General features: G+C 66.0%; 11 protein-coding genes. All 11 read left to right on the top strand.

Annotated features, from left to right (window positions below; genetic code table 11):
* The first annotated feature begins 6 nt into the window (after positions 1-6).
* Entirely contained in the window at positions 7-594 is a 588-nt protein-coding gene (locus tag KW845_RS28400; protein ID WP_218372761.1) for a DUF4136 domain-containing protein, read from the top strand.
* Positions 591-1,778, top strand: a complete 1,188-nt coding sequence (locus KW845_RS28395; RefSeq protein ID WP_218372760.1) for a patatin-like phospholipase family protein — start codon at positions 591-593, stop codon at positions 1,776-1,778. Before KW845_RS28400 ends, KW845_RS28395 begins: the two co-directional genes overlap by 4 nt.
* 206 nt (positions 1,779-1,984) lie before the next feature.
* Complete coding sequence (locus KW845_RS28390; protein ID WP_218372759.1) at positions 1,985-2,398, top strand: winged helix-turn-helix domain-containing protein; 414 nt, start codon at positions 1,985-1,987, stop codon at positions 2,396-2,398.
* A gap of 118 nt (positions 2,399-2,516) precedes the next feature.
* The gene (locus KW845_RS28385) at positions 2,517-3,743 is read left to right on the top strand and encodes an efflux RND transporter periplasmic adaptor subunit (protein ID WP_218372758.1); all 1,227 of its coding nucleotides are present in this window, start codon (positions 2,517-2,519) and stop codon (positions 3,741-3,743) included.
* A 61-nt stretch (positions 3,744-3,804) separates the two neighbouring features.
* Positions 3,805-7,029: an efflux RND transporter permease subunit gene (locus KW845_RS28380; protein ID WP_218372757.1), complete on the top strand. Its 3,225-nt coding sequence runs from the start codon at positions 3,805-3,807 to the stop codon at positions 7,027-7,029.
* Entirely contained in the window at positions 7,026-8,534 is a 1,509-nt protein-coding gene (locus tag KW845_RS28375) for an efflux transporter outer membrane subunit (RefSeq protein WP_218372756.1), read from the top strand. The genes KW845_RS28380 and KW845_RS28375 overlap by 4 nt, the downstream gene beginning before the upstream one ends.
* Positions 8,531-9,271, top strand: a complete 741-nt coding sequence (locus KW845_RS28370) for a pyridoxine 5'-phosphate synthase (protein ID WP_218372755.1) — start codon at positions 8,531-8,533, stop codon at positions 9,269-9,271. The genes KW845_RS28375 and KW845_RS28370 overlap by 4 nt, the downstream gene beginning before the upstream one ends.
* A gap of 87 nt (positions 9,272-9,358) precedes the next feature.
* Complete coding sequence (acpS, locus tag KW845_RS28365; protein WP_370628310.1) at positions 9,359-9,796, top strand: holo-ACP synthase; 438 nt, start codon at positions 9,359-9,361, stop codon at positions 9,794-9,796.
* Positions 9,797-9,837: 41 nt separating this feature from the next.
* Positions 9,838-10,893 carry a beta-N-acetylhexosaminidase gene (gene nagZ, locus KW845_RS28360; RefSeq protein ID WP_218372753.1) on the top strand — a complete coding sequence of 352 codons (1,056 nt, stop codon included), beginning with the start codon at positions 9,838-9,840 and terminating at the stop codon, positions 10,891-10,893.
* Positions 10,856-12,685: an excinuclease ABC subunit UvrC gene (gene uvrC, locus KW845_RS28355; protein ID WP_218372752.1), complete on the top strand. Its 1,830-nt coding sequence runs from the start codon at positions 10,856-10,858 to the stop codon at positions 12,683-12,685. Before nagZ ends, uvrC begins: the two co-directional genes overlap by 38 nt.
* 97 nt (positions 12,686-12,782) lie before the next feature.
* On the top strand, positions 12,783-13,355 hold the full coding sequence (pgsA, locus tag KW845_RS28350) for a CDP-diacylglycerol--glycerol-3-phosphate 3-phosphatidyltransferase (RefSeq protein WP_218372751.1): 573 nt from the start codon (positions 12,783-12,785) through the stop codon (positions 13,353-13,355).
* Positions 13,356-13,423 lie beyond the last annotated feature (68 nt).

Here is a 13,423-nt window from a genome sequence, read left to right as displayed (position 1 = left end):
ACCCCAATGAAACGCATCGCGCTCTTGCCTGCCCTGGCCGTGGCCAGCTTGTTGTCGGCCTGCGCCTCCGGGCCCACCATCCGCAGCGACTACGATCATGGCGCCGATTTCGCCAACTATCGCAGCTTCGGATTCATGTCGCCCCTGGGCACTGACAAGGCGGGCTACAGCTCGTTGCTGACTGAACGCCTGAAAACCGCCACGCGCAGCCAGATGGAAATGCGCGGCTATACCTACGACGCGCAATCGCCCGATCTGCTGATCAATTTCAACGCCAAGCTGCAACAGAAAACCGAAGTCACGCCGGCGCCGCCTGGGCCTTACTACGGGTACCGCGCTGGTTTCTATGGCGGTTGGCCTGGCTACGGCTGGGGTAGCGACGTCTACCAGTACAACGAAGGCACGCTGAATATCGACCTGATCGACGCCAAGCGCAAGCAATTGGTATGGGAAGGCGTCAGCGCCGGCATCATTGACAACGTCGGCGCGGCCGCGTCTTCGCCAAATGTCGACAATAGTGTGGCGCAGATATTCAGCCGCTATCCGTTCCGCGCGGGCAACGCGGCGCTGCAATTGCCCGCCCGAACCAAATGAGCACCGCGGGGGTGCCCCGGCGCGGCCGGCGCCAGCCGACCGTTTCCCGCTACGACACGGTGGCCCTGGTGCTGCAGGGCGGCGGGGCCCTGGGCTCGTACCAGGCCGGGGTCTACCAAGGCTTGCACGAAGCCGGCATCCGTCCGAACTGGATCGCCGGCATCTCGATCGGGGCGATCAATGCCGCCATCATCGCCGGTTCGCCGCCCGACGAGCGCGCCGAGCGCCTGCGCGGGTTCTGGGAAAGCATCTGCCGCCCCACGGGTTTCTCGACATTGCCCTGGGGCGATACCCTGGCCCAAATGTTCCAGGGCATCCCGTTCGGCTTCGGCTCGCCGGCCATGAACGGCCAAATGGCCGCGTTCCAGGCCCTGATGTCCGGGCAGCCGGGGTTTTTCAAGCCGCGCTACCCGCCGCCGTACTGGCTGCGCGGCGGGCCGGCCGCCACCAGCTTCTATGACACCGCACCGCTGGCGGCCACGCTGCGCCAGTATGTGGATTTCGATCTGCTCAACCGGGGCGATGTGCGGGCCAGCTTTGGCGCCGTCAATGTCCGTACCGGCAATTTCGCCTACTTCGACAGCACCCGCATCACTTTGCGGGCCGAGCACATCATGGCCTCGGGCGCGCTGCCGCCGGGCTTTCCAGCCGTGGAAATCGACGGCGAATACTACTGGGACGGCGGCGTGGTCTCGAATACGCCGCTGGCGCACGTGCTGTCGGCGCACCCCATGCGCGACACCCTGGCCTTCCAGGTCGACCTGTGGCCGGCGCGCGGGCCGCTGCCCACCACCCTGGAAGAAGTGGCCGAGCGGCAAAAAGACATCCAGTATTCCAGCCGCACCCGTACCGTCACGAACACCTTTCAGCGGGTGCTCAAGCTGCGCCACGGCTTGCAGCGCCTGCTCGAGCGCCTGCCCGAGCACGAGCGCAACAGCGCCGAACTGGCCGACATCCGCGAGCTGGCCTGCACCCCGGCGGTCAACGTCATCAACCTGATCTACGAAGCCAAGCGCTACGAGCGCAACTCGAAAGACTACGAGTTCGGCTCCGAAGCCATGCGCGACCATTGGCAAAGCGGGCTTACCGATATCCAACGTACATTGGCCGATCCTGCCGTGCTCGAACGGCCGTCGCCCGGCCAGGGCTTCGTCACGCACGACATCCACCGCCCGCCGCGTTGACCCCCGGCCAGGCGCCGTGGCGCCAACCCAGGCTTGACGCATTTCGCGGATAAGAACCGTCCGATTTTGGCTTTGCCTGGATGCCGCGCAGGGTGGCAGCGGCCGTATGCCAGGTAGCCTTTCGTATGGACGGGCAATTCAATGTGCCAGTCTCGTCGCTCACTGTCGCGGCATTGCAACGCGTCGCCAATTCCCCTGAGACCAACATGGCCATCCCCCACTCCGCCTATTCCTTTACCCATCACGCCCAGTTTGCGCCAAATGCGGGCAGCGGTGGCAACGATGGCTGGTGGGGCCTGATGTACCAGGGTTGGGTGCTCGTCATGCCCAACGGAAAGCACTTGAACCTGACCACCATCGAGCGCGCATGCTTCCTGTGCCTGCTGGCCAGCCCGCAGCGCGAGCTCGCGCGCGAGGCGCTGGCGCAGGCCTTGCCGCAGTCCAACCTGCGCACCATCAACGTGTCCATCAGCCGGCTGCGCAAGAAAGTGCGCGACATGGGCATCACCCTGCCGCTGCATACGGTACATGGCATGGGCTACGTATTCCTGGGCCATCTGATTGCCGAGGCGGGCGCCTCCGAAGCGAAATACAGTGCGCAATACAGCAAGAATGCGTGAAAAGCTGCCGTTTTATAGCCAAAATACGGTACATTAACGGGCTTCCCGGACGCCTCTCCATGCGTTCGGTCCCGTGCGCGCGGGCTCGCGCGCCACGGTTCTACTCCGTGAGGAATCCATGCGTTTTTCGCCTCATCGTGTCTCGGGATTCGGTGCCGCCGTGCTTGTCGCCTTGGCCCTGGCAGGCTGCAAAGAACAACCGCACATGAATCCGGGCATGCCGCAGGTCAGCGTCATTACCGTCCAGCCCAAAGCCGCCTCGATCGTGTCCGACCTGCCGGGTCGCGTCGACGCAGTGCGCGATGCGCAAATTCGCGCGCGCGTCACCGGCATCGTGCAAAAGATCGAATTCGAGCAGGGCGGTGACGTCAAGGACGGGCAGCTCTTGTTCAAGATCGACCCGGCACCCTACCGGGCCGCACGCGACCAGGCCGCCGCCCAGCTCAAGCAATCGCAGGCCGACCTGTTCAGCGCCAAGGCGCTGGCCAATCGCTATGCGCCGCTGGTCAAGGCCAATGCCGTCAGCAAACAGGAATACGACAACGCCGTCGCCAGCAGCCGCCAGGCCGAAGCCGCGGTAGCCGCCTCCAAGGCCAATCTGGATACGGCCTTGATCAACCTGGGCTATACCGATGTCACCTCGCCCATCACCGGGCGCATCGGCAAGCCGCTGGTCACCGAAGGCGCGCTGGTCGAGTCCACCTCGGCCACGCAGATGGCGCTGGTGCAGCAGCTCGATCCGGTCTATATCGACTTCACGCAAAGCACCACCGACCTGGCCAAGCTGCGCAGGGCGTTCGCCAGCGGGCAGATGCAGCGCGTCGGTCCGGATGCTGCGCGGGTCAGCGTGGTGCTCGAAGACGGCTCTATCTATGCTCATCCCGGCAAGTTGCTGTTTACCGGCATCACGGTCGACCCGACCACCGGCCAGGTGAACCTGCGCGCCGAGGTCCCGAACCCCGACCACATCCTGCTGCCCGGCATGTACGTGCGCGTGCGTGTCGACGAAGGCATCGACCAGCAGGCGCTGCTGGTGCCCCAGCAATCCTTGCAGCGTACCGCCGACGGCATGCAGAGCCTGATGCTGGTCAAGGACAAAAAGATCGAGCAGGTGCCTGTTACCACCGGGTCGGTGGTCGACAATCAGTGGCTCATTACCAGCGGGCTCAAGGCGGGCGACGTGGTCGTGGTCGAGGGTTTCCAGAAAATCCGTCCCGGCGCACCTGTAGAGGCTTCCCCCTGGAACCCCGGGGGCGCCGGCAAGGCCGCCCCGCCAGCAGGCGGCGCGCCCGCCGGTGGCGAAGGGGCCAAGCCCCAGGAACCGGCCCCGGGGCAGAAGTCCTGAACGGCACGCGGCGCGATGCGCCGCGTTCCTGTTTTCGTGAGCACTTTCAGAGTTGGCCCACATGCCGCAATTTTTTATCGAAAGACCGATCTTCGCCTGGGTAGTTGCCCTGTTCATCCTGCTGGCCGGGCTGTTGGCTATTCCCAACATGCCGATCTCGCAGTACCCCGACGTGGCACCGCCGGCGATCACCATCACGGCCACTTATCCGGGGGCTTCGGCCAAGGAAGTGGCCGAGTCGGTCACCAGTATCATCGAAGACCAGCTCAACGGCGCCAAGGGCCTGCTGTATTACGAGTCCGTCAGTGACTCGTATGGCCAGTCGCAGATCACCGCCACGTTTGCGCCGGGCACCGATCCCGACCTGGCGCAGGTCGACGTGCAGAACCGCGTGTCCAACGTGTCTGCGCAATTGCCGGTGGCCGTGTCGCAGCAGGGCATCAATTACGAGCAGACCAGCGCCGGCTTCCTGATGATCGTCACGCTGTCGTCCACCGACGGCACGCTGGACCAGACCGCGCTGGCCGACTACATCACCCGCAACGTGCAGAACCCGGTGTCGCGGGTGCCTGGCGTGGGGCAGTTCCAGTTGTTCGCCGCGCCGCGCGCCATGCGCATCTGGATCGATCCCGACAAGCTGGTGGGTTTCAACCTCAGCGCATCCGATGTCAACGCGGCCATCAGCCGGCAAAACCTCCTGATCTCGGCGGGCAGCATGGGCGCGCCGCCCAACCCCGCCAGCCAGCGTGCCACCGCCACGGTGATCGTCAACGGGCAATTGTCCACGGTAGAGGCATTCGGCAATATCGTGCTGCGCGCCAACACCGATGGTTCGTCCGTGCGCATGCGCGACGTCGCGCGCATCGAGGTCGGCGCCGACAACTACCAGTTCGGCGCGCGCCTGAACGGCAAGCCCACCGCGGCCTTCGCCATCGTGCTGTCGCCCGATGCCAACGCCCTGGCCACGGCCGAAGGCGTGCGGGCCCAGATGGAATCGCTGTCCCAGTATTTCCCGGGCGACATCAAGTACGACATTCCCTACGACACCGCGCCTTACGTCAAGGTATCCATCGAGCAGGTGGTGCACACCCTGGGCGAAGCCATGGTGCTGGTGTTCCTGGTGATGTTCCTGTTCCTGCAGAACGTCCGCTACACCCTGATCCCGGCCCTGGTCGTGCCGGTGGCCATGCTGGGCGCGTTCGCGGTGATGCTGGCGCTGGGCTTTTCCATCAACGTACTGACCATGTTCGCCATGGTGCTGGCCATCGGCATCCTGGTCGACGATGCCATCGTGGTGGTCGAGAACGTCGAGCGCATCATGGCCACCGAAGGCTTGCCGCCCAAAGAGGCCACCAAGAAGGCCATGCCGCAGATCAGCGGCGCCATCGTGGGTATCACGCTGGTGCTGGTCACGGTGTTCCTGCCGCTGGCCTTCATGAGCGGTTCGGTGGGCGTCATCTACCGCCAGTTCTCGGTAGCCATGGCCGTGTCGATCTTCTTCTCGGCCTTCCTGGCCCTGACATTCACGCCGGCCTTGTGCGCCACCATCCTGAAACCCATTCCCAAGGGCCACCACGTCGACAAGAAGGGTTTCTTCGGCTGGTTCAACCGCAAGTTCGATGCCACCACGCACAACTACCAGAACTGGGTCGCGCGCATGCTGCACAAGGGCGGCCGCATGATGCTGTTCTTCCTGCTGCTGGTGGTGTTGCTGGGCTGGCTGTACCTGCGCCTGCCGTCGTCCTTCCTGCCTGAAGAAGACCAGGGCTACGTGGTCAGCAACATCGAATTGCCCACCGGCGCCAGCGCCAACCGCACCGTCGAAGTGCTCGAGCAGGTCGAACAGTATTTCATGTCGCAGCCCGCGGTCGAGAACATCATCACGGTGCAGGGCTACAGCTTCAACGGCAACGGCCTGAACGCGGCCATCGCCTTCTCGACGCTGAAAGACTTCTCGCAGCGCAAGGAACCCCAGGATTCGGCTGGCGCGATCGCGTTTGCCGCTTTCCAGAAGCAATTGATGGGCATCCATGACGCGCAGGTCTTCACGCTGGTGCCGCCCGCGATTTCCTCGCTGGGCAATGCCAGCGGCTTCGACTTCCGCTTGCAGGATCGCGCCAACGCAGGCAGCGAGGCATTGGCCCAGGCCACCGGCCAGTTGATGGGCCTGGCCATGAAGAGCCCCGTGCTGTCGCAGGTGCGTATTACCGGCCTGGGCGATGGCCCGCAACTGAACCTGACCATCGACCGTGACAAGGCCGCCACCCTGGGCGTGGACTTCGACGCGGCCGCCACGCTGCTCTCCACGGCGCTGGGTTCGGCCTACATCGACAAGTTCCCCAACATGGGGCGCATGCAGAACATCTGGGTGCAGGCCGAGGCCCGCCACCGCATGCAGGTCGAAGACATCCTGCGGATGAACGTCAACAACACCCAGGGCGGCATGGTGCCCCTGTCCAGCTTCGTGTCGGCCAAATGGACCCAAGGGCCGGTGCAGGTGGTGCGCTACAACAGCTACGAGTCGATGCGTATCGGCGGCGACGCGGCGCCCGGCTACACCACCGGCGAGGCCATGGCCGAAATGGAGCGCCTGGTGGGCCAGCTGCCGTCCGGCTTCGGCTACGAATGGAACGGCCTGTCGTACCAAGAGCGCCAAGCGGGCAGCCAGGCCCCCATCCTGATGGGCCTGTCGCTGCTGGTGGTGTTCCTGGTGCTGGCGGCGCTGTACGAAAGCTGGGCCATCCCGCTGTCGGTGATGCTGGTGGTGCCGCTGGGCATGCTGGGCGCCGTGGCGCTGGTGTCCGTCCTGGGCATGTCCAACGACGTGTACTTCCAGGTGGGCATGGTCACCGTGATCGGCCTTGCCGCCAAGAACGCCATCCTGATCGTCGAGTTCGCCAAAGACCAGCACGCCCGCGGCATGGGCCTGTACGAGGCCACGATCGAGGCGGCGCGCCTGCGCTTCCGCCCCATCCTGATGACCTCGCTGGCCTTCATCCTGGGGGTGATCCCGTTGGCCATCGCCACGGGGGCGGGCGCAGCCAGCCAGCGCGCGGTGGGTATCGGCGTGCTGGGCGGCATGCTGGCGGCCACGCCGTTCGCGGTGATCTTCGTGCCTACCTTCTTCGTGGTGGTGCTCAGCCTCTTCAAGACCAAGCCGCGCCTGCTGGGCAACGAGCTCAAGGAATTCGAAGCCGAGCAGGCCGCCAAGCGCGCCCGCGAAGCGGCGCCCGATCAATCCGGCAACGGGCCGTCCGCGGCCCCCAGCCAGGAGGGCAAGGAATGACAGCCCTGACGTACAAACGAACCGCGCTGTCGGCGTGCCTGGCGGCGGTGCTGGCCGGCTGCTCGCTGGCGCCCGATTACAAGCGGCCCGAACCGCCCGTGCCGGGCGATTGGCCCGCGCAGCCCAAGGTGCAGTACGGCGCGTACAACCAGCCCACGTCCTTGTCGGAACAGCCTGCCCAGGACGTGGCGCCCGCGGGCGCCGTGCCGGCGGCCGACATCGGCTGGCGCGACTTCTTCCGCGATCAACGCCTGCAGGCCCTGATCGAGCTGTCGCTGGTCAACAACCGCGATTTGCGCGTCGCCGTGCAGCGGGTGGAAGAGGCCCGTGCCCAGTACGGCGTGCAGCGCGGCGCACAATGGCCCAGCATCGGCGCCGGCGCCGAAGGCACGCGCCAGCGCACGCCGGCCAATATGCGCCTGGGTGGCGAAGACGCGCCGTCGACCACCAACAGCTTTCAGGCGGGCATCGGCCTGACCACCTTCGAAATCGACTTGTTCGGGCGCTTGCGCAACCTGTCCGAGGCGGCCTACCAGCAGTACCTGTCGACCGAGCAGGCCCAGCGCAGCGTGCATATCACCCTGGTGGGCGCGGTGGCGCAAAGCTATTTCACCCAGCGCGCCGCCGAAGTCCAACTGGACCTTACCCGCAAGACCCTGGCGTCGCGCCAGGAATCCTACGACCTGGTCAAGCGCCGCTTCGACGGCGGCGTGGCCTCCGAGCTCGACCTCAACCAGTCCAAGGGCCTGCTCGACTCGGCCTCGGCCGATCTGGCGCAACTGGCGCGGGTACGGGCCCAGGCCATCAATGCCCTGACCGTGCTGGTGGGCACGCCGCTGCCGGCCGACCTGCCGCCGCCGGCGGAGTTCGGCCGCGACCAGTTGCTGGCCACGGTGCCGGCCGGCCTGCCGTCCGACATGCTGGAACGCCGTCCCGACATCATGGCGGCCGAGAACCAGCTGAAGGCGGCCAATGCCAATATCGGCGCGGCACGCGCGGCGTTCTTCCCCACCATCTCGCTGACCGGCATGCTGGGGGTCGCCAGTCCGTCGATGGGGTCGCTGTTCGAAGGCAGTCAACGGGCCTGGAACTTCACGCCTTCCATCACCACGCCCATCTTTGCCGGCGGCAGTATCCGCGAAGGGCTGAACCTGGCCAAGGCGCGCGACAACATCGCCGTGGCGCAGTACGAGCAGACCATCCAGCAAGCCTTCCAGGAAGTCTCCGACGCCCTGGCCGGCGAGGCCACCTACGGCGCCCAGCTCGATGCGCTGCGTTCGCTGCAGACTTCCACCGCCCGCACGCTGGAATTGTCCAACCTGCGCTACACCAACGGCATCGACAGCTACCTGCAAGTGCAGACGGCCCAGGTCGATTTCTTCAGCGCCCAATTGGGCCTGGTCCAGGCGGGCCTGGAAGCGCTGAACAACCGGGTCGAGCTGTACAAGGCATTGGGCGGGGGCTGGGCCGAAGCCACGCAAGTATCGTCTACCAAAGCACCATGATAGAACTGGGTGTCAATATCGATCACGTGGCTACGCTGCGCCAGCAGCGCCACACGGTCTATCCCGACCCGGTGGCGGCCGCGCTGCGCGCCGAAGATGCCGGCGCCGACCTGATCACCCTGCATTTGCGCGAAGACCGCCGCCATATCCAGGATGCCGACGTGCATGCCATCCGGCCGCTGCTGCGCACCCGCATGAATCTCGAATGCGCGGTCACGCCGGAAATGCTCGAGATCGCGTGCGCCGTGCGCCCCAGCGACGTCTGCCTGGTGCCCGAGAAACGCACCGAACTCACCACCGAAGGCGGGCTGGATGTCGCCGGGGCACTGCCCGCCGTGCGCGATGCCGTGGCACGCCTGCACGATGCCGGTATCCGGGTATCGTTGTTCATCGATCCCGAGCCCGTCCAGATCCAGGCGGCGGCTCAGGCTGGCGCCACGGTCATCGAGCTGCACACCGGAGCCTACGCCGAAGCGTCCGACGCCCAGGCCGGGCCCGAGTTCGACCGCCTGCGCGCCGCGCTGGCCGAGGGCCTGCGCCATGGCATGCGGGTCAACGCCGGCCATGGCCTGCACTATGGCAACGTGGCTCCCATTGCCGCCCTGGATGGTATTGCCGAGCTCAACATCGGCCATGCCATCGTGGCCCAGGCGGTGTTCGACGGCTGGGAAAAGGCCGTGCGCGACATGAAGGCATCGATGGTGCAGGCGCGCCTGCAGGCGCTGCGCGGCCGCTGAGCCGGCGCGAGGCCCGGCGCGGTCGCGTATCATTGCCGGATACCGGACGGCTGCCGTCCCGCATGCTCAATGCCGACCCTGAACCCGATGTCTGATACGCCCGTTATTTCGCCCCCCATGCCATCCGGCGGCATTGCCGGCATAGGCATGGATCTGCTGCGAATCGATCGCGTCGAACGCGCGCTGGCGCGCCACGGCGACCGCTTCGCCGAGAAAGTCCTGGGCCCCGAAGAGCTGCAGAAATTCCATGCGCGCCGTGCCCGCGACGCGGCCCGTGGCGTGCGCTTCCTGGCCACGCGCTTTGCGGCCAAGGAAGCGTTTTCCAAGGCCATCGGCCTGGGCATGCGCATGCCCATGACCTGGACGCGCGTGCAAACGCTCAATGCCCCGGGTGGGCGCCCGGTGCTGGTGATCGCGCCCAGCCTGCTCGAATGGTACGAACCGCGCTTCGGCGCCGCCCATGTCTCCATTACCGACGAATCCGACCTGGCTGCCGCCTATGTGGTGGTCGAGCGCAAGCCCTGAGGCCGGTTCGTCTTTACCCGGATATCAAAGGACAAGTCCGTATGGCCAAGAAAAGCAAAGCCCCGCTGCCACCCGGCCCAGTCATGGTCGACGTGGCCGGCACCACCCTGACCAAAGAAGAGAAGCGCCGCCTGCGGCATCCGCTGGTGGGTGGCGTCATCCTGTTCGCGCGCAACTTCGAAAATCGCCGCCAACTGTGCGCGCTGACGCGCAAGATTCACCGCGCGCGCGGCGTGCCCCTGCTGATCGCGGTCGACCACGAGGGCGGCCGGGTGCAGCGCTTTCGCGACGACGGCTTCACGGCGCTGCCCGCCATGCAAGAGCTGGGCAAAGCCTGGGACCGCGACCCGCTTACCGCCATGCGCCTGGCCACCGACGCCGGCTATGTGCTGGCGGCCGAGCTGCGCGCCTGCGGCGTCGATCTCAGCTTCACGCCCGTGCTCGACCTGGACTACAGCGTCAGCAAGGTCATCGGCAATCGCGCCTTCCATCGCGACCCGCGCGTCGTGGCCATGCTGGCGCGGGCCCTGGCCCAGGGCCTGGCGCAGGCCGGCATGGCCGCTTGCGGCAAGCATTTTCCCGGACACGGTTTCGTGGGCGCCGATTCGCACCACGAGATCCCGGTCGATCCGCGCACGCTCGAACGCATCCTGAAAGACGACGCCGCGCCCTATGCCTGGCTGGGCGATGCCGTGCTGCCGGCCGTGATGCCCGCCCACGTCATCTACCCCAAGGTCGACAAGCAGCCGGCCGGGTTTTCGCGGCGCTGGGTGCAAGACATCTTGCGCGGCCAGCTCGGCTACGACGGCGTGGTGTTTTCCGACGACCTCACCATGGAAGGCGCGGCGGTGGCCGGCGACATCCTGGCACGCGCGCAGGCCGCGCTGGGCGCGGGGTGCGACATGGTGCTGGTATGCAATCGTCCCGACCTGGCCGACGAATTGCTGGCGCGCCTGGATGAAGCGCACGCCCCCGAGTCTGTTGCCCGTATCCGCCGCCTGATGCCGCGTTTCACCGCGCCCGACTGGGATACCCTGCAGGCCGAGAATCGTTACCAGCATGCCCGACGACTTCAATCTCAAATCATTCCTGGCTGACCTGCCGCACCTGCCCGGCGTCTACCGTCATGTAGATGCCGGCGGCGACGTCATGTATGTCGGCAAGGCGCGCGACCTGAAAAAGCGCGTCTCGTCATACTTCCAGAAGAACCTGGCCAGCCCGCGCATCGCCCAGATGGTGGCGAAGGTGGCGCGTGTCGAGGTCACGGTCACGCGCTCCGAGGCCGAGGCGCTGCTGCTTGAAAACAACCTGATCAAGAGCCTGCGGCCGCGCTACAACATCCTGTTTCGCGACGACAAGTCGTATCCCTATCTGTGGATCACCGGCCATGCCTGGCCGCGCATCGCCTATTACCGGGGGGCCACCAACAAGCGCGGCCAGTTCTTCGGGCCGTTTCCCAACGCCTGGGCAGTGCGCGAGACCATCCAGATCCTGCAGAAGGTCTTTCGCCTGCGCACCTGCGAAGACACGGTATTCGCCAACCGTTCGCGGCCTTGCCTGCTGCACCAGATCGGCCGCTGCTCGGCGCCGTGCGTGGGCGCCATCGAGGCCGACGACTACGCGCGCGATGTCGACCGCGCCGCGCGCTTCCTGAACGGCGAGGCGCGCGAGGTCATGGGCGAGATCGAGCAGCGCATGTTGCAGGCCTCGGGCGATTTGCGCTTCGAGCAGGCCGCGGCACTGCGCGACCAGATGGGTTCGCTGGCGCGCGTGCTGCACCAGCAAACCATGGAAGACGTGGGCGGCGAAGACACCGACATCATTGTGGTGGCATCGGCCGGCGGCAAGACCTGCGTGAACCTGGCCATGGTGCGCGCGGGCCGGCACCTGGGCGACAAGCCGTTCTTTCCGGTGCATGTCGATGGCCAGGAGGCCCCGCAGGTGCTCGAGGCCTTCATTGCCCAGCACTACACCGATAATCCGCTGCCGCCCGTGCTGGTGTGCAGCCACGCCTTGCCCGATGCTGGCCTGCTGGCGCTGCTGGCCGAACAGGCCAAGACCCGGCCGGCGCGCGTGCTGACCCGGCCCCAGGGCGTGCGCAGGGCCTGGCTCGAGCAGGCCGCCAAGAATGCCGAAATGGCGCTGGCCCGCGCCTTGACCGAATCGGGTGCCCGCGCCGCCCGCACGCTGGCACTGGCCGAGGCGCTCGACCTGGATACCGACGATACGGCGCTCGACGCCTTGCGCATCGAGTGTTTCGACATCAGCCACACCGCCGGCGAGGCAACCCAGGCATCCTGTGTAGTGTTCATGCACCATGACATGCAGCCGTCGCAATACCGGCGCTACAACATCGCCGGCATCACGCCGGGCGACGACTACGCAGCCATGCGGCAAGTACTGACGCGGCGCTTCGGCAAAGTGGCCGACGGCGAGGCGCCCATGCCCGGGCTGGTACTCATCGATGGCGGCAAAGGCCAGGTCGAGGTGGCGCGGCAAGTATTCGCCGAGTTGGGCCTGGATATTCAGACCCTGGTCGGGGTGGCCAAGGGGGAAGGGCGCAAGGTCGGCCTGGAAACCCTGGTATTTGCCGACGAACGCCCGCCGGTGGCGCTGGGCGGCGAATCGGCCGCCCTGATGCTGATCGCCCAGATACGCGACGAAGCCCACCGTTTTGCCATCACCGGCATGCGCGCGCGCCGCGCCAAGGCTCGCAATGTGTCGCGCCTGGAAGAAATCGAAGGCGTCGGGGCGCGCCGCCGCCAGAGGCTGTTGGCGCGTTTTGGCGGATTCTCGGGGGTGGCCTCGGCCAGTATCGAAGACCTGGCCTCGGTCGAGGGCATTTCGCACGACCTGGCCGAGCGCATTTACGAGGCGCTGCGGGGCTGATGGGGTTTTTTGTTGCGTCTTTTACTGTCGGGTCGCCCTCGTCAAGAGCGTCTCCTGGGGGACGCTTTTTCCGCCGGTGATGTAGCATACGTTCATTATGCCTATCAACGTGCCTATTATCCTGACGTGGCTGCGCATTGCCATGATCCCGATGGTAGTGGGGCTGTTCTACATTCCCAATACCTGGATGGCCGAGCCTGCCCGCGATACCCTGGCCGCCTGGGCCTTCATCATCGCTGCCCTGACCGACTGGTTCGACGGCTGGCTGGCACGCCGCTGGAACCAGACTTCGGCCTTCGGCGCCTTCCTCGACCCGGTAGCCGACAAGCTCATGGTCTGCGCCGCCCTGATCGTGCTGCTCGACCTGGGGCGGGTCGATGCCTTCATTTCGCTGATCATCATCGGCCGCGAAATCACCATTTCGGCGCTGCGCGAATGGATGGCCAAGATCGGTGCCAGCGCCAGCGTGGCGGTGCACCGCCTGGGCAAGTTCAAGACCGCCGCCCAGATGATCGCCATACCGTGCCTGTTGTACAACCAGCCGCTGTTCGGGATGTCCAGCCGGCTGCTGGGCGATGCGCTGATCATCATTGCGGCCGTGCTCACGGTATGGTCGATGTTGTATTACCTGCAGCGCGCCTGGCCCGCCATCCGCGAGAAGTCCCAATAGGCCGGCGCGTACCTACACTATAGAACCCACGCGGGCCCGCAGCGCCCGCGCTTTTCATTGCCCTCCGG

The organism is Bordetella sp. BOR01 (genome assembly GCF_019218885.1).
Classification (GTDB): domain Bacteria; phylum Pseudomonadota; class Gammaproteobacteria; order Burkholderiales; family Burkholderiaceae_B; genus Bordetella_A.
This window is presented reverse-complemented; position numbering and strand designations above follow the sequence as displayed.